Source organism: Ruegeria sp. HKCCA6837, assembly GCF_013034475.1.
GTDB lineage: Bacteria > Pseudomonadota > Alphaproteobacteria > Rhodobacterales > Rhodobacteraceae > Ruegeria.
In genome coordinates this window covers 784,019-805,040 of record NZ_WQGD01000001.1, presented here as the reverse complement: position 1 = coordinate 805,040, position 21,022 = coordinate 784,019, and the positions used below count along the sequence as shown (strand labels likewise).

The window sequence follows — 21,022 nt, the reverse complement described above, 5'->3', positions numbered from 1 at the left end:
TTTGACGTGAATTCGCGTCGAATGTCCATAGTTAATCGCTAGATTGTGCAGACTGCTACTGCGATTTCAATCCAGTTTCTACCAGCAATCCGCGGGCTTTGGCCTCGGGCCAATACCCTTTGGCATACAGAAAGATCGCGCGTTGCTGGTCTCCATCAGACAGCAACCATGCCCCGCGCAGGTATTTGCCTGCGAATTCTAGGTTGGTATCCGCGTCCAGCAATCCTTCGGCATTGCCTTTGTATCCCATGGACCGTGCTGTGGCTGGGAGGATCTGCAATAGCCCATAATATGGGCGGTTCACTGCCCATGGGCGGTGTGTGCTTTCGCGGATGGCCAGTTTATGCACAAGCTCACGGGGCAGCTCGTAATGGTCTGCCCATTTGTTGATCGACGCTCTGAGTTCAGGGGTTTCGTTTGGATATAGCGGTGGGTTGTATAGGGACGTGTCCGCTTTGGAGACTTCTCCGCCACCACAGGCAAGCAGTGGCGTTGCGAACAAAAGAGCAAGAATGCTGCGGCGAGGGTAAACAGGCATCATGAATCTCCGGTCAATAGGGCGCTATGATATGGAACGTTTGTCCGGTCGCAACACTAGCGATCAATTTGGGCCGAAATTTGCTGGTGTGACTGCGGCGCACAAAAAAGGCCGCACAAATTGCGCGGCCTTTGGATTGGTAGGTTCGAAACCTGATCAGGCTTTCGCTTCGTCTTCCTCAGCAGGAGAGACTTCGGCAGCCAGGTCATCATCATCTGACGCAGCCGAGCCGATGTCGTCGAACAGTTCGGCGATTTCGAATTCAGCAGCGGCTTCTTCTTCAGCAGCCAGTTCCTGGATCGATTTACCCGATGCCTGAAGTTCAGCTTCTTCTTCCGAACGAGCAACGTTCATCTTGATCGCGACTTCGACCTCGGGGTGGAGACGAACACCAACGGTGTGCAGACCCAGTTCCTTGATCGGAGCAAGCAGGACGACCTGTTTCTTGTCGACGGTGAAACCGGCCTCAGTCGCAGCGTCTGCCGCGTCACGCGGGGTGACAGAGCCGTACAGAGCGCCAGCATCGGATGCCGAGCGAATCACGATGAACTGCTGACCGTCCAGCTTTTCAGCCAGTGCTTCAGCTTCTTTCTTGGTTTCCAGGTTGCGGGCTTCCAGCTGCGCTTTCTGGGCTTCGAACGAGGCGATGTTCGCATCGGACGCGCTCAGCGCTTTGCCTTGGGGCAGCAGGAAGTTGCGGGCATAGCCGGGCTTGACGTCAACGACGTCGCCCATCTGACCCAGTTTCGCAACGCGTTCCAGCAGGATAACTTGCATGTCAGTGTCTCCTTACTTCACGGCGTAGGGCAGCAGGGCGAGGAAGCGGGCGCGTTTGATAGCACGGGCCAGTTCACGCTGCTTTTTCGCCGAAACGGCGGTGATGCGCGAAGGAACAATCTTGCCACGCTCAGAGATGTAGCGCTGCAGCAGACGGGTGTCCTTGTAGTCGATTTTCGGCGCGTTCTCACCCGAGAACGGGCAGACCTTACGACGGCGGAAAAATGGTTTTGCGGCCATGGTTTAGTGTCCTTTCCTCAGGCGGTGATCAACGACGCTCGCGGCGGTCGCCACGTTCGTCACGCTTCTGCATCTGAATCGACGGGCCGTCTTCGTGGCCGTCGACCTTGATGGTCAGAACACGCATGACATCGTCATGCAGGCGCATCAGGCGTTCCATTTCCTGAACCGCACCCGAGGGGGCATCGGTCTTCAGGAAGGCATAGTGGCCTTTGCGGTTTTTGTTGATCTTGTAGGCCATCGTCTTGACGCCCCAGTACTCGCTGTCGACGAGGCTGCCGCCATTGTCGGCCAGTACGGTGCCAAAGTGTTCGACGAGGCTTTCCGCCTGCGCGTTGGACAGGTCCTGACGCGCGATCATTACATGCTCATACAGTGGCATGTGCACTCCTGTTTATATCAAGGCGCATTTCATAGGCGGGGCCATCTGGTCCTTCGCGACCCTGCCACGAGAGGCTGCGCGATTCATATGACTGCGAAGGATGGCCCCGTATACACGTTTGAGCGGGCGGGGCAAGCCCTGCCACATATGCCTTTGAGACGCCGCCCAATTTCCTTTAGGGTGCCCAATTGCTGACGCTTTTCGGCTCAAAGTTGTTTTACATACCGGACAATACCCGGAGCCAACTTAATTTCGACAGTAACCTGATAAAAGGTGAAGTGTTATGACCGCGACAAACACAAACACATACCGGGAAGATGCGGCGGGATCGCGTTTTGAGCACTCGGTCCCGGTACTGATCACTTTCGCGCCGAATTGGAAGGCGCGTCTGATCCTGGCGCGGATGGTTGGCGCTTTTCTGATCGTATCGGCGTTTTCCATGTGGCTGATGCCGGGGTCCGTCATTGGGGCTGAAGTCTGGCCCATCAAGATGGCCGCTTCGATGCTGTTTTTGATCGTTGGTGTCAGCCTGCTGACAATCGAGGTTCTTGATCCGCGTCCTGATGCCTATTTCGACCCAATTCGCCGCGAAGTACGAGTGCTGCAGAAGAACGAGGACGGGCGTCCGCAGACTGTTTTGCGCCGCAGCTATGACTCTTTGGGTGGTGCGCGTTTTGAAGAGAATGAAGTTCATCTGTTTGACGTGGACGGAAGCTTGTTGATGAAGCTGCCGCTTGAATCGGCGGATGTCAGCCGAGCCCTGAAAGGACAGCTGAGCAAAAGCGTAACAATTTTCGGCTGATATTTATTCTGTTCAAAAAGGAACAGAAATTGTTAGCCAACAGAGGTTGTGTGCCGCCCTAGGGCGGCACATCTTGTTTTTGAGCAACCCCATCGGCTTGCATTCACAAAAACGCGGAGATTGTTATGAAATCCACCCTTCTTGCTGCTGCTTTGGCCGTTTCGGCGACTGCTTCGTTCGCCAGCGCTGAGAAATACGTGCTGGACCCCAGCCACAGCCAGGTTCTTTTCAGCTATGACCACCTTGGGTTTTCGACCACCTATGGCATGTTCTCGGGCTTTGAGGGCGAGATCATGTTTGATCAGGAAAATCCTGCGGCGTCCAGCGTCAGCGTTTCGATGCCAGTCATGGAGATGTTCACCGGCTGGAAGCCGCGCGAAGATCACTTTATGACCGAGGATTTCTTCGGCGCTGCCGAGGGCGATCTGATCACTTTCACTTCGACCGGTATCGAGGTGACGGGCGACGACACCGCCAACATCACCGGCGATTTGACCATGAATGGCGTCACCAAATCCGTTGTTCTGGACGCCAAGTTGAACAAAGCGGACAGCCACCCGATGGCCAACAAGCCTTGGGCCGGCTTCAACGCAACGACAACTTTGGTTCGCAGCGATTTCGATCTGGGTCAGTTTGCACCGTTTGTCGGTGACGAAGTTCAGGTTCAAATCTCGATAGAGGCCCAAAAGGCCGACTAAAGCCCACATTACTAAAGACGAAGCCGCCGGTGAGCATTTCACCGGCGGTTTTTTGTTGAACCGTCCTTATTCCGCGTGGATAGCCCTAGGATCATTCCGCGCGGGTAGCTGTAAGGTCGACGGAAACAGAGACGGCAAAACCCAGGGATTCCTCGGTGGGCTGTGACGTGCCGACATCAAATTCCAAGCGGTTCAAATCAACCGAGCCAGACATTATGGCTGTTTCACCCTCAACATCCAGCGAGAAGGGCAGCACGATATCAATCGTTTTGTCGCGAATTGTCAGGGGGCCGCGAGCTTCAAACCCGGTTTCGGTCTTGAAGAGGTCAGCAGTGAATTGAGCAGTGGGGAATTGCGCCGTATTGAAGAAATCGGCACCCATGGCCTGCTCGGTAACTGTACCAAGATTTAGCGAGCCAATGGCAATGGTGACGTCCACTGATCCCGCAGGTCCGACTTGCGCGGGGTCGTCGAATGTGATGGCCGCCGTCCAGTCTGTAAAGGAACCAGTGGCGGGGCTGCCCAGTTGCGAGATCGTAATCGACAGAGTGCCTGTCTGAACTTGCCAGTCCGATTGAACCTCGGCCAGTTCGATGTCGGCGTCTCCAGCTTCCCGAGCGAATTCACCCGTGACCCAACCGCCCGTCAAAACTGTAGCCCAGACCGCCAAAGCGGCAACTGCGGGAACCAGAGAATGGTGTTGACGCGGGGGTTCAGGCGCATCCGAACGTCCGGGCAGCATTCTGCGCAACGTGCTGTCTTTATCGACGACATGGTGTTTCAACGCGCCGGCGATGTGCAGAACCAGAGAACCGACCAAAACCCACATAAACAGCCAATGAAGCACGCCTGTAACCTCGGCCAGTACGTCGGACTTGGGAACAAAGGGCAAGTTTTGCCCAAAAGGCCATAGGATCGGAGCAAAGCCTTCTGTTGCGGCGTGGTGAACCCACCCGCTGAGAGGAACAAGAACCAGGGATCCATAAAGAAGCCAGTGAACGGTCTCTGCGGCGAAGGCCTCGGGCTTGTTTTCGGCATTCAAAAGGCCGGGCTTTGTTTGGGTGAGGGCCCACAGGATACGCGCCAATGCGACGAAGAACACTGCGATCCCGACTGTTTTGTGCAGCGAAAAGACGCGCGCTGCGCGGGCGATCTCGGCTTCGGTTGGCGCGGTGTCTGCGTGAAGAACCGCATATGCAAGGTTGTCTGCGACCCAGCCGAGCGGCAAGGCCGTCAGGATCAGCAGGGCTGTGAGCCAGTGAAACGTCTTTGCAACGCTTCCGTAGCTGGAAAAGGAATTGGTCGCGGCCATGGGTCGTGGACTCCGAGATTCTTGGTCTTGTCCAACGTAAAGCTGACAGAATGAGACACAAGTAAGCGCGGGCGCACAGCAACAGTGCCAGAATGCAGAACGCAGGCAGCGCTTGTGCCAGACGAGCAGTCAGTTTACACCCCGCCGCAACCTAACAGCATGCATGAGGTTGCAATGACACTCGCGTTCGTTTTTCCGGGGCAGGGCGCCCAGACAATCGGTATGGGCAAAGCGCTGGCCGAGGCTTACCCAGCGGCGCAAGCCATCTTTGATGAGGTGGACGACGCTCTGGGTGAGAAACTGAGCAGCCTGATCTGGGATGGCGATATCGCTGAGTTGACGCTGACACAGAATGCGCAACCCGCGTTAATGGCAACGTCAATGGCCGCAATGCGTGCCTTGGAGGCCGAGGGTGTTTCAATCAGCAAGGCCGCTTTTGTGGCGGGGCACTCGCTTGGTGAATATTCCGCTTTGGCCGCTGCTGGAGCGTTGTTGGTTGCCGACACCGCGCGCCTGTTGCGCACGCGCGGGCAAGCCATGCAAAGCGCCGTGCCCGTAGGCGAGGGAGCCATGGCCGCTGTTCTCGGGTTGGACCTTGAAGCGGTTCGCGCCGTTGCCGAAGAGGCCGCGCAGGGCGAGGTATGTCAGGCGGCCAATGACAACGACCCAACCCAGGTTGTTGTGTCCGGTTCAAAAGCCGCCGTTGAGCGTGCTGCTGAGATCGCCAAAGAAAAAGGGGCTAAACGTGCAGTTATGTTGCCTGTAAGTGCTCCATTTCACTGTGCGCTGATGCAACCTGCTGCAGATGTAATGGCGGAAGCCCTTGCTGCAGTCGAAATTAAGGCACCTGCAGTGCCGTTGGTCGCCAATGTGCGCGCTGAGGCGGTCAGTGACCCTGATTTGATCCGTCAGTTGCTTGTCGAACAAGTGACGGGCTCGGTGCGCTGGCGCGAAAGCGTGCAGTACATGGCTGCGCAGGGTGTGACCGAGACATGGGAGATTGGCGCCGGTAAAGCACTCTCTGGAATGATCCGTAAAATCGACCGTGCCATCGCCGGCAAAGCTGTGGGTGCGCCGGAAGATGTTCATAAGGCCCTTCAGGCCGAATCGTAAGCTGAATGCGCGTCTTTGCCGACGCACCAAGAGGGAAACTGTATGTTTGATTTGACAGGTAAAAACGCACTGATCACTGGTGCGTCAGGGGGCATCGGTGGCGACATTGCACGCGCACTGCACGGCGCGGGTGCAACGGTTGGGTTGTCCGGTACACGGGTCGAACCGCTGCAAGCCCTTGCTGATGAGCTTGGCGAGCGTGCACATGTACTGCCTTGTAATCTGAGTGATCCCGAAGCTGTGGAGGCGCTGCCGAAGCAAGCGGCCGAGGTGATGGGATCGGTCGACATTCTGGTCAACAACGCCGGTATAACGCGCGACAATCTGTTTATGCGTATGTCAGACGAGGAATGGCAGAGCGTCATTGACGTGAACATGACCTCGACCATGAAACTGTGTAAAGGCGTGATCCGGGGCATGATGAAGGCCCGATGGGGGCGCATCGTGAATGTCTCGTCCATCGTGGCGGCTATCGGTAATCCGGGGCAAACTAACTACGCCGCTTCAAAGGCCGGAATGATTGGTTTTTCCAAGGCCTTGGCCCATGAAGTTGCAACGCGCGGTATCACCGTAAATGCCGTGGCGCCGGGTTTCATCACAACGGCAATGACAGAAAAGCTGAGCGAGGATCAGAAAAAGGGTTTGTTGACCAAGGTTCCGGCGGGCCGCATGGGCGATCCCCGAGAAATTGCTGCGGCGGTTCTGTACCTCGCAAGCCCCGAAGCAGGCTATGTCACCGGAAGCACCTTGCATGTGAACGGCGGTATGGTCATGTTGTAATCGCATCAGGGGCGAGCGCGAAAGCGTTTGCCTCTTGCGTCGACTATGCTATAGGCGGCGCATCTATGCGGGGCCGGTCTTTCAGGTCGGCCTTCTACTTTCCCGGTTTCCCGGGACCCAAACCGCCCGAAACGGGCAAATCAAAGCCAACCCGTGCGGGCAAGGGCACAATCGGGCAGACCGCCCTGTAAAGGAATGAGGAATAGATATGAGCGACGTCGCAGATCGCGTTAAGAAGATCGTTGTTGAGCACCTGGGTGTTGAAGAAGATAAGGTCGTTGAAAACGCGTCCTTCATCGACGATCTGGGCGCAGACAGCCTGGACACTGTTGAGCTGGTTATGGCCTTCGAAGAAGAGTTCGGCATCGAGATCCCCGATGACGCAGCCGAAACCATTCAAACATTCGGCGACGCGGTTAAGTTCATCAGCGAAGCGTCCTAAGCGTTTCTATCTGATCAAAAGCGGCGCTTCCGAGCAACGGAGGCGCCGTTTTTTTGTGCCCGATCAAATTTCGGTCTTGCGTGGTCATTTTCCACTGCGCACTGTTTCCATTGAGGCAAAACTCAAAGTGGACAGGGCATGATAAGATCCACTCCAATGATAAACACCGCGCGTTTGACGCTTTGCGCCATGCGCCCCGAGGATTTTGAGCGGTTCGCCGAAATCTGGCGTGACCCTTGCGTCGTTCAGAATATTGGTGGGACGCCACGGTCACGTGGCGAAGCGTGGGATTCGTTTCTGCGAAATGCTGGGCATTGGCAAATGGCCGGATTCGGCCAGTGGGGCGTAATGCAGCAGTCAACGCGTACGCTGATAGGGCAGGCAGGGTTCTTCTACAGCAACCGACGTATGGGGGAGGATTTTGACGGTTTCCCCGAAGCCGGTTGGATCCTAGCCCCCGAAGCTCAGGGCCAAGGGTTGGGATATGAAGCGGCCAAGGCCGCCCATGATTGGTTTGATCGGGTGATTCCCGGACCTTTGGTTGCAATGGTGAACGCGTCGAATACGTCTTCGCAGAAGCTCGCGAAAAAGCTGGGCTATGTACTGATCCGTGAGGGGGTATATAATGAAACCCCGGTGCATTTGTTGCGGCGCAACGGACCACCCGCCCGCGCTTAATTCCGCCAGTTCGCCTATATGCCGCAAAATGGCCAAACTGTGCCGATCCCGGTAAATCGAGTTTGGAATGTGTGATCTATGCTGCCGGGGATTTTCAGAGCGATTGAGCGGAGGAGCAAGCTCATGAGGATTTACCCCACGATGGAACTGCAGAACGGCCGGTGTGTCACGCTGGATAAAGGCCGTCTGGATAACGCGATGATCTGGCACGTGAATCCGGTTGAAACCGCGCGGAGCTGGGCCGAGGCAGGTGCCGAATGGATGCATCTGACTGATTTCGACGCGATTGAAGGCAAGGACACCAACGCCCAGCTGATTGAGGAAATCATTCGCGGAGCAGAGATTCCCGTGCAACTGGCCGGCGGTATGCGCACACGTGAACAGGTCGAATACTGGATCGACAAAGGGGTGGGGCGTGTCGTTATCGGTACGTTGGCCGCGCTGGAGCCGAATCTGGTCAAAGAACTGGCCAAGCTCTATCCGGATCAGATCGTGCTGTCTGTCGACGTCTGGCAGGGATTTGTCATGACGGATGGCTGGCGTAACCAGAGCGCTTTTACACCCGAGGCATTTATTGACGCGTTTGAGGGCGTTCCGTTTGCAGCTATTGTCGTCACGGATATTGATAGCGACATGGAAGATGTAGACGCGCAGCTTGGTTTGATTTCCGGGATCGCCGGGCATTCCCGGACCCCGGTGATCGCAAGCGGAGTCGTGCGCACGGCGGACGATATTTCCCGTCTGGCCTATATTCCGAACATTTCAGGCGCAATTGTCGGGCGGGCGTTGTTCCGAAAAACGCTGGAATTATCAGATGCTCTGGAGATGGCTAAGGCCGCACACGAGCCAGTGGCGCAGTTCCAATAAGCCGAATAAACAAACCATCCCGCCCTTTCTGCTGCGCGCGTGAAAGGGCGGGTACTGTGTTTTCCTTATAATACGCGTTTCTCTGGGTGATCGGCGGCTGGATGCCGGTGCGGAAATCGCCCTTGCTCTTGCCCCCGGACCCCGGGCCGGGGTATGAGCGGTTCTCATAACAGGAAGCAGGCAAGAGGCACTTCATGCGCAGAGTCGTTGTAACCGGTCTTGGATTGGTCACTCCTTTGGCCAGCGGGGTCGAGGAAACATGGTCGCGGTTGCTGGACGGGGAATCCGGCGCAGGCCCCATCACGCATTTCGACGCTGAGGCAAGCGGGGTCACAACGACCTATGCCTGCGAGGTGCCGCGCGGGGATGGTACCAACGGAACGTTCAATCCTGATGATTGGATGCCGCCGAAAGAACAGCGCAAGATCGAAGACTTCATACTGTATTCGATCGCGGCTGCGGAAATGGCCTGCAAGGACGCAAACTGGTTGCCGGAAGATGAAGAAGACCGTCTGCGAACAGGTGTTCTGATTGGTTCGGGTATCGGTGGGTTGGGCTCGATTGCCAACACCGCTAATCTGATCCGTGACAAAGGTCCGCGCCGGGTGTCGCCGTTCTTTATTCCGGGTGCTCTGATCAATCTGGCCTCGGGTCAGGTGTCGATCCGCCACGGGTTCAAAGGGCCGAACCACTCTGTTGTGACTGCCTGTTCGACTGGTGCCCATGCGATTGGCGATGCCAGCCGTATTATCCGTGCAGGTGATGCGGATGTCATGGTTGCAGGTGGTGGTGAAGGCTGCATCTGCGAGATCGGGATTGCAGGTTTCAACGCCTGTAAAGCTTTGTCAACGAAATATGCCGACGACCCGAAGAAAGCCAGCCGTCCCTATGACGTCGACCGCGACGGGTTCGTCATGGGCGAGGGCGCGGGAATTGTTGTGTTGGAAGATTACGAGCACGCCAAGGCACGTGGCGCCAAGATTTATGCCGAGGTTCTGGGCTATGGCATGTCGGGCGACGCTTATCACATTACCGCACCGTCCGAGGATGGCGATGGAGCCGAACGCTCGATGAAGGCCGCACTGCGCAGTGCCGGGCTGGAGCCGAATGATCTGGACTATATCAACGCGCATGGCACCTCTACGATGGCCGACACGATTGAGCTGGGGGCGGTGGAACGCCTGCTGGGTGATCATGCGGCAAACGCCACAATGACATCGACAAAGTCAGCCACTGGGCACTTGCTGGGGGCTGCGGGCGCGATTGAGGCAATTTTCTCGATTCTTGCAATCCGTGATCAGGTTGCGCCGCCGACGATCAACTTGGACAACCCGGCTGTCGAAACACCGATTGATCTGGCACCGAATGCCAAGCGCGAGCGTGAGATCAACGTGGCTCTGTCAAACTCGTTCGGGTTTGGCGGTACCAATGCCAGCGTGATCTTTGGAAAGGTCAGCTAAATGTGGCGGGCCATTGCTTCGAATGCTCTGACCATGTTGGTGGTCGGCCTGTTCCTGATGGGCGGTCTGATCCTTTGGGGGCAATCCCAGTACAAGGCGGAAGGCCCGCTTGAAACCGCAATCTGCCTGCAGGTCAGAAGCGGATCGAACATGACGCGTGTCAGTCAGGAACTGGAAGATCAGGGCGCGATTAGCAATGCGACGCTGTTCCGGATGGCAGCGGATTACACCGACCGCGCGCAGCAGCTGAAAGCCGGTAGCTTTCTGGTGCGCGAAGGCGCGTCGATGGAGCAGATCATCGCTGAGATTACCAGCAGCGGTGCCAGCACCTGCGGATCCGAGATCGAATACCGCATCGGCGTGACCCGTGCCCAGACACGGGTGCGCGAGCTGAACCCCGCGACGTTGGAGTTTGATGAAATCGCGTCTTTCGATGCGTTGGAGGAAGAGGCGCCAGAAACCTATATCGAAAAACGCAACGAGGCCGATACCAGGTATCGTGTGTCGTTGGCCGAAGGCGTGACCTCGTGGCAGGTGGTTGAGGCGTTGAAGTCCTTCGAGGCGCTGGCCGGAGAAGTGACTGAGATTCCGGCCGAGGGGATGTTGGCCCCAGACAGCTATGACATTGTGGCCGGTCAGGACCGCAATGACGTCCTGCAATCCATGCAAGATAAACAGCAGCTTCGGATCAATGCGGCCTGGGAAAACCGTCAGGATGGCTTGCCGCTGGAAAGCCCCGAAGAGATGCTGATCCTTGCTTCGATCATCGAAAAGGAAACCGGAGTTCCCGAAGAGCGTGGCCAAGTAGCCAGCGTGTTCGTGAACCGCCTGAATCAAGGGATGCGGTTGCAGACGGACCCGACGGTCATCTACGGCGTGACCAAAGGGCAGGGCACTTTGGGTCGGGGTTTGCGGCGCAGCGAGTTGAACCGTCCAACGCCGTGGAACACGTATCAAATCGATGGGTTGCCGCCGACCCCGATTGCGAACCCAGGTTTGGCAAGTCTTGAGGCTGCTGTTGCGCCGGATGACACCAGCTTTGTGTTCTTTGTGGCCGATGGTACCGGCGGTCATGCGTTTGCAGAGACGTTGCAGGAGCACAATCGTAACGTAGCCAAGTGGCGCGAGATTGAAGCCGAGCGGAACTCGGGGAATTAATCCGAACCTTAAACGCTTTCAAAAGAAACGCCGACGTCAGAGGGTTGTCTGACGTCGGCGATTCATTTTGCATTAGGTGTGGGCGTTACGCAGCAGGACGCCTGCGGCGGGGACGTCGACCTTTTGACCCTGAAGGTTTGCCAGCACCATTTGCCGGTTTGGGCTTGAACCCCCGGCGGCGGTTGTTCTGGCGACGCGCCGGTTTTTGAGTTTCTATCCCTTCGGGCATGGAGCCGCTTGCCACCGGAATTTCGATCTTCATCAGCTTCTGAATCTGAAGCAACAAATCGACTTCTTCCGGAGAGCAGAAGGCAATAGCCTCACCTTCGCGCCCGGCACGGGCTGTGCGGCCGATACGGTGGACATAATTGTCAGGGACTTCGGGCAGGTCGAAATTGATTACATAGGCAACACCTGGGATGTCGATACCACGGGCGGCGACGTCGGTGGCCACCAGGACATTGACCTCGCCTGCGCGAAACGCCTTGATCGCGCGGTCGCGTTGCCCCTGGCTTTTGTTGCCGTGGATCGAAGCGGCGTTGTAGCCGTCGGCCACCAGTCCCTTCATCAACCGCTCGGCCCCGTGTTTGGTGCGCGAAAACACCAGCGTTAGGGCATTACTGTCTCGTGAGAGAATCTCGCGCAGTTTGGCTGGCTTTTCGGGTTTTGAGACGAAATGCACGGACTGAGTAATTTTATCGGCGGCCTTGCCCGGAGGCGAAACCTGCACCCGTTGCGGGTTATTCAGATAGGCTCGGCTGAGTTCTTCCATTTGCTTGGGCATGGTCGCGGAAAACAGCATGGTTTGACGCGGCGTTCCCAAAGCGGGTGCAATGCGACGCAATGCGTGAATAAAGCCAAGATCAAGCATCTGGTCTGCCTCGTCCAGCACGAGATGCCGGACCGCTCCAAGGTCAACCGCGCCTCGGTCCATTAGGTCAATCAAGCGACCGGGGGTTGCGACCAGAATATCGGTGCCACGGGACAGGAACATGATCTGCTTGTTGATCGATTGTCCGCCCACAACGGTCGCCACACGCATCTTGGAGCCTTTGGTTAGGACGCGCAGGCTGTCGGCGATTTGGTTCACCAGTTCGCGGGTCGGTGCAAGGATCAGCGCTTTGGCTGTCTTTGGATCAGGTTTTCCCGGCTGAGCCAGCAGCTGGTCGATCAGAGGCAGGCCAAAGGCCAGTGTCTTGCCTGTACCGGTTTGGGCCAGCCCGAGGATATCGTGCCCATCCAGCGCCAGCGGAATGGCCTGATTCTGGATCGGGGTGGGTTGTGTGAAATTGGCGCTTTTCAGTGCTTTGTTGAGTGCGGGGGCAAGGCCCAGCATGTCGAAGTCGAACAAAAAACTATCCTTTATGCCCTGAGCTATTGCCCACGGACAGGTCGTGAAGGGTCGCGCGCGGCGACCAGCAGGGTTGTGCGAGACCTCGGGACGGGCAGGCGCACCCTGCGCTATCCGGTCGTCGCGTCAAGAACCCTGCGTGATGGGGAACTGTAATATGGATCGGGCGCTGTAGGGCGGAAGAGGTCCGCGCAAGCTCACGCAGCAGCGCTTTGATTGGCGGCAAATGGGGGTTGAGGGAAGGATTGTCAAGCTAGCATTTGTAAGTGGAGCCATGCGTTGGCAGCGAGGGTGGCAAATTTAACGCGTTTATTAGCCCGGTTTTGAGTGACTTCCTGAAGCAAGAGGGTGATTTTAGTGGTTTTTCAACGAGAGCAGTATTCGCGAAGCAGCTATGCTGGGGGCTGAAGATCTTACTTCTGCGTACGCTCCCTGTTGCGTTCGTGTTGCGTAACCAATTGACATTGCTAACTTAAATCCATATGAGTTGTGTCATGCTAGAAGAAGTGGGCAGCGGCCACGGGGAAACCCGGCGGCCGTTTTTCGTTTCTCTCGTGCGGAGAAAACTCACGCATGAGGTCACAGGCAAACATGACTTTGATTACCCCGGAAGAGCGGATTTCCCAGACGGCTGATTTGTTGCAGTCGCTTGAGAGGTCCATTCGCGATCTGCGGCAAGCGGCGGAAGACCTGCGCAAACAGATCGGTGCCGGGGAGGATGCAGATCTTGCTGGTTCAGCCAAGCAACTCGGGCAGTTAGAGGGGCTGATCCGAAGTTGTCAGAAAGTGGAGACAAGCTTTGTCGAACAACATCACAGACAAACCGGAATTGCCCAAAGGGGGGTACGCGCTCGACCTTGAGCGCGCTCGATTTGAAATCGGGTGCAGGTTGGCTCGCCTCCGCCGATGCTGCGGTGCGGGAGAGATTTCTGAGTGAGATCGGGGAGGGGGGGCTGTGTGCCCTCCCTTTCCTGTTCGAGTTCTGGGCGCTGCCGCATCAGTTGCCGCCCGAGGGCGACTGGCGGTCATGGGTGATCATGGGCGGGCGCGGCGCGGGCAAGACGCGCGCCGGGTCTGAATGGGTGCGGGCGATGGTTGAAGGGTCGAAACCGTTGGATCGTGGTGAGGCCAGTCGTGTGGCGTTGGTCGGTGAGACTTTTGATCAGGTGCGCGATGTGATGATCTTTGGTGATAGCGGGATATTGCAGTGCTCGCCGCCGGATCGTCGACCTGCGTGGAAAGCGTCGGAACGGAAACTGATCTGGCCCAACGGGGCCGAGGCGCAGGCGTTTTCGGCGCATGACCCGGAGGGGTTGAGAGGACCGCAGTTCGATGCAGCATGGGTGGATGAACTAGGCTGTGCAGCAATTGACAAAGGTACCAACCAGCCCAACAAGTTTCTGGACCCTAAGTCTTCGGAATCGCTTTTGCCTGCGTATTCGAACGGATTGCGGGATGATTTCATTCAGGCGCAATACCTGACGGCGACTCTTGGGTATTGGAACGATCCCGCAGTCAATCCTGTGTCACATATCTATGGCTCTCGGATGCTGGACTTGGCGAACGCTTACGTCTGGGCCTGGGACACTCGTCCATTTCCTACGTTCCCCAATCTGCAAAGACAGTGGGATGATGGTAAGAACTATGCCCGTGGGCATTGGCTGAACGGGCGGTCCGGATCGCGCACGCTTGCATCTGTCGTGACCGAAATATGCCATGGGGCAGGTGTGACGGATATTGACGTCTCGCGGCTTTATGGCGTGGTTCGGGGATATGTCATCGAAGATGTGACCAATGCGCGATCTGCGTTGCAGCCTTTGATGCTGCGGTATGGTTTCGACGCGATCGAACGGGACGGTCAATTACGGTTCCAGATGCGCGACGGCTACGGTGCGGTCACGCTGGACTCCGATCATCTGGCTGTAAGCAGCGATCTGGAGGGTACGCTGGAACACAGGCGCGAGGCCGAAGCCGAAATGACCGGGCGGGTTCGTCTGCGATTTGTGCAGTCAGATTCCGACCATGAACTGGTTGCCGAAGAAGCCGTGCTGCCCGAAGATAAAACCCATGCTGTGTCCGTGAACGAAATGCCCTTGTCGATGACACGCACGGAAGGCCGTCAGACAGCCGAAAGATGGCTCAGCGAAGCTCGGGTTGCGCGTGATACTCTCAGGTTTGCATTGCCACCTTCGCAATTGCATCTGGGGGCGGGGGACCTGGTTCGGTTATCGGATGCTGTAAACAGCCCTATCTATCGCATCGACCGTCTGGAAACATCTGACTTGCAATTGGCCGAGGCGGTCCGGGTTGAACAAGGCGTCTATAAAGCGTCGGAATTGAAAGATGACAGGCCGACAGTCAAACCCTATGCCGCGCCAACGCCTGTATTGCCGATCTTTCTGGATCTGCCGTTGATCACCGGGGCGGAAACGCCGCATGCTCCGTATCTTGCCGTGTCGGGCGATCCTTGGCCTGGTGCCGCTGTTGTTTACTCTTCGTCCAGTGACGAATCGTACACTTTAAGCGACATCATCCAAAGGCAGGCAGTTGTTGGCACCACGGAAACACCACTGCACCGCGCCAAAACGGGGGTTTGGGACGAAGGCCCCGCGCTGCGGGTCAAGCTTGTCTCGGGTCAATTGGAATCGCGTACGCGCGGATCGGTTCTGAATGGCGTTAACCTGGCGGCCATCGGTGATGGGTCGCCCGGTAATTGGGAGGTATTCCAGTTCTCTGACGCGACCCTGGAAGCGCCCGGTGTTTATGCCCTGAGCGGCCGTCTCAGGGGGCAACTGGGTACGGATGCGCTGATGCCGGATGTCTGGCCGGATGGGTCCGTGTTTGTGTTGTTGAACACGCAGATCCAGCAGATCAACTTGCGACGCAATGAACGTCGAATGGCCAAGCACTATAGGATCGGCCCGGCAAACCGACGCTATGATGACCCGTCTTTCCAACATCTGATCGCCTCGTTTGATGGTAACGGACTGCGCCCTTACTCTCCGGCGCACTTGAGTGTGCAATCCAGCTTATCCGGTGATGCATTTAGCTGGATACGGCGCCCGCGTCTTGACGCTGACGATTGGTCGGGATTTGAGATTCCATTGGGCGAGGAAAGCGAATCTTACCTTGTGCGCATCCGTGCCAATGGCACCTTGATGCGCGAAGAACTCATCGCCGAGCCGTACTGGACTTATTCTGCGTCCATGAAGGCGGCGGATGGGGTCACTGGCGCGTACGAGCTTAATGTGGCGCAGGTGTCGGCGATCTATGGCCCCGGTTTGTCGTCGCGTTTGACAGTGGGGCTGGTGATCTGATGCGCCCAGTCCTGCACGGAGATGTCAGCGCAGCGGCGCGCGCGTTGCTGACCGTGCCGCAAGCGGAACGGACCCGTCTATGTGTTCGGATGATCCATGAGGCGGAACTGGCCGACGAGCATCTTAAAAACACCGGGCGGCTTCATCCCATTCACGGCAACGGCTCTCTCATGGCCGTTGCTCGCAACAGAGCCCTGGCAGATGAGCCAGGGTTCGACAACTTGCAATATTGCCAGTGTTTTGAAACGGTTTTGCACCATCTGTCCAGATTTCTGATCACCCGGCAGCGCAGCTAACGCATTTGCTGGCAGCCAAGTCCAAAGACAACCGCCCATCCGGGATACGATCGCCGCAATCTTCGCAATACCCGTACTCTTCCTCCTCAATCCGTACCAAAGCGGCTTGAAGCCGACTCTTTTCAATGTCGCGGTTGGCCTGCTGTGCTTTTGCCATCGCCTGGTTTTGCAAGGCGTCCATTCGGCTCAGCCGCCCAATAGCCTGCTGATCCAATTCGACCACCGCCTGCGCCTTTAGGGCTGACGCAGAAAGCTGCTCAAGCTCGGCCAGCCGCTCGCGAATTTTTGTTTCGAAATATGTGCTTTCGGACTCATTCATTTTTGTTGCGCAGCAGATCATGGGTTTGCGTTTGGTCTTTTTGCCACTAAATGGCATTCTAGGCGCAGCAAAGGATCAAAAGCCATGTTTGAAAAGCGCAGCCATGTGACGCCGGTCGATCCGGTGTGGAACCGCATCACATCCGAGGCCCATGCGGCCGTTGAACAAGAGCCACTTATGGGCGGCCTTGTGCACGCTTGTATCCTGCATCACCGCAGTCTTGAGCGCGCGCTTTCCTATAGGATTTCGGCCAAGCTGTGTTCTAACGAAATGTCGATGATGGTCCTGCGCGAGATTGTCGATGAGGCTTACGGTGATGATCCCAATGTGATCGAAGCGGCGCGGGCCGATTTAATGGCTGTTTACGAACGTGATCCAGCATGCCACCGCCTTTTGCAGCCAATCCTGTATTTCAAAGGCTACCAGGCCATGCAGGCTTATCGCGTCGCGCATTGGCTGTGGAACAAAGGTCGCTATGATCTGGCCTACTTCTTCCAGATGCGCTCGTCCGAGATTTTCGGAATCGACATTCACCCAGCCGCAAAAATCGGAAAGGGTATCATGATCGACCACGCGCATTCGATTGTGATTGGTGAGACTGCTGTTGTGGGTGACAATGTTTCAATGCTGCACTCTGTAACGCTGGGTGGGACCGGCAAGGAAGAGGAACAGCGTCACCCCAAGATTGGTGACGGCGTTCTTATTGGAGCCGGGGCAAAAGTGCTGGGCAACATCGAAGTGGGCCATTGCAGCCGTATCGCTGCCGGTTCGGTGGTATTGCAACCCGTGCCAGCGTGCAAAACTGTTGCAGGTATCCCGGCGAAGATCGTGGGCGAGGCGGGATGTGACCAACCCGCAATTTCGATGGATCATATGCTGGGCAAAGACCAGTAGGTAAAAATCACTTCAAGCGGTTGGTGCGTTTTTCCAACCGCTTGCGCTTGCGTTCCTCTCGTTTTTGCTGACGCAATTCTTTGCGCCGCTTTTGTTCAGCTTTCTGCTCGGCAATCGCCGCAGGATCGTTGGAATTGAATTTCGAGTGCTCACCCGGATAACTGTTCGGTTTCGCAATCGCCTCGTCTGATGCCGTTCCGGTCAGAAAGGCCAAAATTATCAGGCTTTGAACAAGGTTCTTGCGGGTCACAGCGCACTCTCCTTCTGTCTTAATCTCAAAGAACAAGGTGGGAGAGCAGACTGCTTTAGGCAATTGATGCGCCGATCACGTGGGCTCAATTCGGCGCCAAGAGATAGGATGCCCCCGCCCGGCAAGAGCTTGGACGGGGGCATGATTCAGTTCCTCAGGCCAGCATGACCATCGGGTTTTCCAGATTGTCGACGATGGCCTTGAGAAGTTCCGCCCCCAACGCCCCGTCGATGACGCGATGATCCACAGACATTGTGACAGACATCACGGTTGCCACGGTCAATTCGCCATCATCTCCGACAACAGGCTTTTTCACACCGGTCCCTACAGCAAGAATTCCGGCATGCGGCGGGTTCACAATGGCGTCGAAGTTATCGATGCCGAACATGCCTAGGTTCGAGATGGCAAAGGTGCCGCCTTGGTATTCATGCGGGGCCAATTTGCGCTCACGGGCGCGGCCTGCAAGGTCTTTCATCTCGGTAGACAGGGCGGACAGCGACTTCATGTCAGCATCTTGCAGAACCGGGGTGAACAAGCCGCCTTCGATCGCAACAGCAACAGCCACGTCCGAAGGTTTCAATTGCAGCACCCGGTCGCCCGCCCAAACTGCGTTGCAGGCTGGAACCTGTTGCAGCGCGTTTGCGACGGCCTTGATGATGAAATCATTGACGCTCAGCTTCACGCCACGGCCTTCCAACTGCTTGTTCAGTTGGCTGCGGAACTTGAGCAGCGCATCCAGTTTGATGTCGCGACGCAGGTAGAAATGCGGGATGGTCTGCTTGGCTTCGCCCAAACGCGCGGCAATGGTCTTGCGCATACCGTCTAGCTGAATTTCTTCGTACTCGCGACCTTCGTACATGCGTGCGACCATATCTGCCGAGGGGCCGGCAGGTGCCGCAGCAGGAGCCGAAGCAGCCGCAGTTGGGGCCGGTGCCGCAGCAGTCGTAGCAGCGGTCGCCGTGGTGCTTTCAACATCTGCCTTGACGATGCGGCCATGCGGCCCCGAGCCGCTGATCTGCGAAAGATCCAGACCTTTTTGTGCCGCGATCCGACGGGCCAGAGGTGACGCAAAGATGCGACCGCCATCTGCCGTGGCCGAAGCAGCTGGGGCAGGTCCAGGCGCCTCAGTTGTCGCTGCCGTAGAAGCCTCTGTGCCCGCAGCGACCGCTGGTGCAGCCACAGGCGCTGCGGCAGGCGTTGCAGCGATGTCATCCGCGCTTTCGCCGTCTTCCAGCAGAACCGCGATGGCGGTGTTTACCTTGACCCCTTCAGACCCCTCGGGGATCAGGATCTTGCCGATGGTGCCTTCGTCAACGGCTTCGAACTCCATCGTGGCCTTGTCGGTTTCGATCTCGGCCAGCAGGTCGCCGGACGAAACTGCGTCGCCCTCTTTGACGAGCCATTTTGCAAGCGTGCCTTCCTCCATAGTTGGGGATAGGGCGGGCATCAGAATTTCGGTGGGCATGTCTTCATGTCCTCTTACTTCGAAAATGAGTATATCAGCGTTGCGATGTCGATCAGGAGAATGGCCGCGCAGAAGGTGACGAACACCCCCACGACCACAGAGCGCGCCTTCGAGACGCGTGGATGGTTCTTTTCGAGCCACTCGGTGAACAGACCAAGCGCTGCGGCGTCGCTGTGTTCAATGGTTGCCAGATAGTCCATACCCAGTTGCAGGCGCTGTTGCTCGAGTACGATGTAAATGACCGAGGCATAAGACACGACACAGGCAACAGACAGCATGGCTCGGATCGGCCAAGCGCTGGTCAGGTTGCCCTCGACCGATAGCAGATCGAAAGAGATCTGGTCGAGGGCCTCAAGATTGAACGCAATACTGACAAAGGAAACCACCAGGAACGCCGCACAGACATAAAGCAGGTTGCGGTTGTTATCCTTGCGCGCGGAGACGAGGCTTTCAAACAGCCAGTCCACGCCCGCAGGATTATGTACGTTCCCGGGGGTCATCGCCTATCGGTAGGTCACTTGTTTGACGGCGGCGATCACCTCATCGGTGGTGATCAGCGCCAGCTTTTCCAAGTTCGCGGCATAGGGCATTGGCACATCCTTGCCGGTGCAGTTGATGACCGGGGCGTCGAGATAGTCGAACGCTTCCTGCATCACCACCGAGCTGATGTAGCTGCCAACGGAACCCTGCGGCCAGCCTTCTTCCACGGTTACCAGACGGTTGGTTTTCATAACCGAGTTGATGATCGCGCCGGTATCCATCGGGCGGATGGTGCGCAGGTCGATCACTTCGGCGCTGATGCCTTCTTCGGCCAGCTTGTCGGCGGCTTCAAGCGCGTATTGCATGCCGATACCGAAGCTGACGATGGTCACGTCGGACCCTTCGCGCCAAATGCGCGCCTTGCCCAGCGGGATGGCCAGGTCATCCACTTGCGGTACTTCAAAAGAGCGCCCGTAGAGGATTTCGTTTTCCAGGAAAACTACGGGGTTGGGATCACGGATTGCCGACTTCAGCAGACCTTTGGCATCCGCGGCCGAATAGGGCATCACAACTTTCAGTCCAGGTACCTGCATGTACCAGGCAGCGTAATCCTGAGAATGCTGAGCAGCCACGCGCGCGGCAGCACCGTTGGGGCCACGGAATACGATTGGGCAACCCATCTGACCGCCTGACATGTAAAGCGTCTTGGCGGCAGAGTTGATGATCTGGTCAATCGCCTGCATGGCGAAGTTGAAGGTCATGAACTCGACAATCGGCTTCAGACCACCAAAGGCCGAACCAACAGCGATACCTGCAAACCCATGTTCGGTGATCGGGGTGTCGATCACGCGTTTGCTGCCGAACTCGTCCAGCAGACCTTGGCTGATCTTATACGCTCCCTGGTATTCGGCGACTTCTTCACCCATCAGGTAGACGTCTTCGTCGCTGCGCATTTCCTCGGCCATCGCGTCGCGCAGTGCTTCGCGGACGGTTTCAGACTTCATCTCTGCATCAGCAGGCCAGTCAGGCGACAGATCGACCACCGGTGCGGCAGGTGCAGCAGCGGGGGCAGGGGCCGCTGCGGGGCTAGCCTCGGCTGCCGCTTCTGCTGCAGGAGCCGCTGCGGGCAGGGCAGAGGCGTCTTCGCCGTCTTCCACCAAAACCGCGATAGGGGTGTTCACCTTGACCCCTTCGGTCCCTTCAGCGATCAGGATTTTTCCAACGATCCCTTCATCGACCGCTTCGAATTCCATCGTCGCCTTGTCGGTTTCGATCTCGGCCATAATATCGCCTGAAGATACAGTGTCGCCTTCCTTAACCAGCCACTTGGCCAGCGTGCCCTCTTCCATTGTGGGCGAAAGGGCGGGCATGAGAATTTCGGTTGCCATGTCTTATTCGTCCTC

Annotated in this window: 24 protein-coding genes; 13 read left to right on the top strand and 11 right to left on the bottom strand. The window is 57.0% G+C overall.

Going from position 1 to position 21,022, the window contains the following annotated elements; genetic code table 11:
- Positions 1–55: 55 nt before the first annotated feature.
- The 4 genes from GOV91_RS03985 to rpsF form a co-directional block, all read right to left on the bottom strand.
- Positions 56–538 (bottom strand): transglycosylase SLT domain-containing protein, encoded by a 483-nt coding sequence (locus GOV91_RS03985; protein WP_371732260.1) that lies wholly within the window; start codon positions 536–538, stop codon positions 56–58.
- 156 nt (positions 539–694) lie between these two features.
- Positions 695–1,315 (bottom strand): 50S ribosomal protein L9, encoded by a 621-nt coding sequence (gene rplI, locus GOV91_RS03980; RefSeq protein WP_171179592.1) that lies wholly within the window; start codon positions 1,313–1,315, stop codon positions 695–697.
- A gap of 12 nt (positions 1,316–1,327) precedes the next feature.
- Positions 1,328–1,555: a 30S ribosomal protein S18 gene (gene rpsR / locus GOV91_RS03975; protein ID WP_005608650.1), complete on the bottom strand. Its 228-nt coding sequence runs from the start codon at positions 1,553–1,555 to the stop codon at positions 1,328–1,330.
- A 28-nt stretch (positions 1,556–1,583) separates the two neighbouring features.
- Positions 1,584–1,937: a 30S ribosomal protein S6 gene (gene rpsF, locus GOV91_RS03970; RefSeq protein WP_171179594.1), complete on the bottom strand. Its 354-nt coding sequence runs from the start codon at positions 1,935–1,937 to the stop codon at positions 1,584–1,586.
- A gap of 283 nt (positions 1,938–2,220) precedes the next feature.
- Between rpsF and GOV91_RS03965 the strand changes: the two genes are divergently transcribed.
- Positions 2,221–2,739 carry a hypothetical protein gene (locus GOV91_RS03965; protein WP_171234511.1) on the top strand — a complete coding sequence of 173 codons (519 nt, stop codon included), beginning with the start codon at positions 2,221–2,223 and terminating at the stop codon, positions 2,737–2,739.
- Positions 2,740–2,864: 125 nt separating this feature from the next.
- Positions 2,865–3,437, top strand: a complete 573-nt coding sequence (locus GOV91_RS03960; RefSeq protein WP_171234510.1) for a YceI family protein — start codon at positions 2,865–2,867, stop codon at positions 3,435–3,437.
- 91 nt (positions 3,438–3,528) lie between these two features.
- Here the strand turns inward: GOV91_RS03960 and GOV91_RS03955 are convergent, their stop codons facing one another.
- Complete coding sequence (locus GOV91_RS03955; protein ID WP_171234509.1) at positions 3,529–4,749, bottom strand: cytochrome b/b6 domain-containing protein; 1,221 nt, start codon at positions 4,747–4,749, stop codon at positions 3,529–3,531.
- A gap of 174 nt (positions 4,750–4,923) precedes the next feature.
- On the opposite strand from GOV91_RS03955, the gene fabD reads away from it, so the two are divergent.
- The 7 genes from fabD to mltG all read left to right on the top strand — a co-directional run bounded on the left by fabD (position 4,924) and on the right by mltG (position 11,247).
- Complete coding sequence (gene fabD / locus GOV91_RS03950) at positions 4,924–5,862, top strand: ACP S-malonyltransferase (RefSeq protein ID WP_171234508.1); 939 nt, start codon at positions 4,924–4,926, stop codon at positions 5,860–5,862.
- Between the two features lie 42 nt (positions 5,863–5,904).
- The gene (fabG, locus tag GOV91_RS03945; protein ID WP_171234507.1) at positions 5,905–6,642 is read left to right on the top strand and encodes a 3-oxoacyl-[acyl-carrier-protein] reductase; all 738 of its coding nucleotides are present in this window, start codon (positions 5,905–5,907) and stop codon (positions 6,640–6,642) included.
- A 208-nt stretch (positions 6,643–6,850) separates the two neighbouring features.
- Positions 6,851–7,084: an acyl carrier protein gene (locus GOV91_RS03940; protein ID WP_050602116.1), complete on the top strand. Its 234-nt coding sequence runs from the start codon at positions 6,851–6,853 to the stop codon at positions 7,082–7,084.
- 138 nt (positions 7,085–7,222) lie between these two features.
- Positions 7,223–7,762: a GNAT family N-acetyltransferase gene (locus GOV91_RS03935; RefSeq protein WP_171234506.1), complete on the top strand. Its 540-nt coding sequence runs from the start codon at positions 7,223–7,225 to the stop codon at positions 7,760–7,762.
- Between the two features lie 123 nt (positions 7,763–7,885).
- Positions 7,886–8,629, top strand: a complete 744-nt coding sequence (locus tag GOV91_RS03930; protein WP_171234505.1) for a HisA/HisF-related TIM barrel protein — start codon at positions 7,886–7,888, stop codon at positions 8,627–8,629.
- Positions 8,630–8,823: 194 nt separating this feature from the next.
- On the top strand, positions 8,824–10,089 hold the full coding sequence (gene fabF / locus GOV91_RS03925) for a beta-ketoacyl-ACP synthase II (RefSeq protein WP_171234504.1): 1,266 nt from the start codon (positions 8,824–8,826) through the stop codon (positions 10,087–10,089).
- Positions 10,090–11,247, top strand: coding sequence for an endolytic transglycosylase MltG (gene mltG, locus GOV91_RS03920; protein ID WP_171234503.1), 1,158 nt, complete (start codon positions 10,090–10,092; stop codon positions 11,245–11,247).
- 85 nt (positions 11,248–11,332) lie between these two features.
- Here the strand turns inward: mltG and GOV91_RS03915 are convergent, their stop codons facing one another.
- A complete protein-coding gene (locus GOV91_RS03915) occupies positions 11,333–12,598 on the bottom strand; it encodes a DEAD/DEAH box helicase (RefSeq protein WP_171234502.1) in 1,266 nt (421 codons plus the stop codon).
- Positions 12,599–13,189: 591 nt separating this feature from the next.
- Between GOV91_RS03915 and GOV91_RS03910 the strand changes: the two genes are divergently transcribed.
- From GOV91_RS03910 to GOV91_RS03900, 3 genes are read left to right on the top strand one after another with little or no spacing between them, the layout of a single operon-like run.
- Positions 13,190–13,459, top strand: coding sequence for a hypothetical protein (locus GOV91_RS03910; RefSeq protein ID WP_254440588.1), 270 nt, complete (start codon positions 13,190–13,192; stop codon positions 13,457–13,459).
- Positions 13,456–15,915, top strand: coding sequence for a glycoside hydrolase TIM-barrel-like domain-containing protein (locus GOV91_RS03905; RefSeq protein WP_254440587.1), 2,460 nt, complete (start codon positions 13,456–13,458; stop codon positions 15,913–15,915). The genes GOV91_RS03910 and GOV91_RS03905 overlap by 4 nt, the downstream gene beginning before the upstream one ends.
- Complete coding sequence (locus tag GOV91_RS03900; protein WP_171179643.1) at positions 15,915–16,211, top strand: hypothetical protein; 297 nt, start codon at positions 15,915–15,917, stop codon at positions 16,209–16,211. Before GOV91_RS03905 ends, GOV91_RS03900 begins: the two co-directional genes overlap by 1 nt.
- Here the strand turns inward: GOV91_RS03900 and GOV91_RS03895 are convergent.
- Positions 16,192–16,530, bottom strand: a complete 339-nt coding sequence (locus GOV91_RS03895; RefSeq protein WP_171234501.1) for a TraR/DksA C4-type zinc finger protein — start codon at positions 16,528–16,530, stop codon at positions 16,192–16,194. The two genes, GOV91_RS03900 and GOV91_RS03895, sit on opposite strands and share 20 nt — an antisense overlap.
- 84 nt (positions 16,531–16,614) lie before the next feature.
- Here GOV91_RS03895 and cysE point away from each other — a divergent pair, with 84 nt between their 5' ends.
- Positions 16,615–17,424: a serine O-acetyltransferase gene (gene cysE / locus GOV91_RS03890; RefSeq protein ID WP_171234500.1), complete on the top strand. Its 810-nt coding sequence runs from the start codon at positions 16,615–16,617 to the stop codon at positions 17,422–17,424.
- Between the two features lie 7 nt (positions 17,425–17,431).
- Here the strand turns inward: cysE and GOV91_RS03885 are convergent, their stop codons facing one another.
- The 4 genes from GOV91_RS03885 to GOV91_RS03870 all read right to left on the bottom strand — a co-directional run bounded on the left by GOV91_RS03885 (position 17,432) and on the right by GOV91_RS03870 (position 21,007).
- A complete protein-coding gene (locus GOV91_RS03885) occupies positions 17,432–17,674 on the bottom strand; it encodes a hypothetical protein (RefSeq protein WP_171234499.1) in 243 nt (80 codons plus the stop codon).
- 154 nt (positions 17,675–17,828) lie between these two features.
- The gene (locus GOV91_RS03880; protein WP_171234498.1) at positions 17,829–19,139 is read right to left on the bottom strand and encodes a pyruvate dehydrogenase complex dihydrolipoamide acetyltransferase; all 1,311 of its coding nucleotides are present in this window, start codon (positions 19,137–19,139) and stop codon (positions 17,829–17,831) included.
- A 14-nt stretch (positions 19,140–19,153) separates the two neighbouring features.
- Positions 19,154–19,639: a hypothetical protein gene (locus tag GOV91_RS03875; RefSeq protein ID WP_171234497.1), complete on the bottom strand. Its 486-nt coding sequence runs from the start codon at positions 19,637–19,639 to the stop codon at positions 19,154–19,156.
- Positions 19,640–19,642: 3 nt separating this feature from the next.
- Positions 19,643–21,007 (bottom strand): pyruvate dehydrogenase complex E1 component subunit beta, encoded by a 1,365-nt coding sequence (locus tag GOV91_RS03870; RefSeq protein WP_171234496.1) that lies wholly within the window; start codon positions 21,005–21,007, stop codon positions 19,643–19,645.
- Positions 21,008–21,022: the final 15 nt, after the last annotated feature.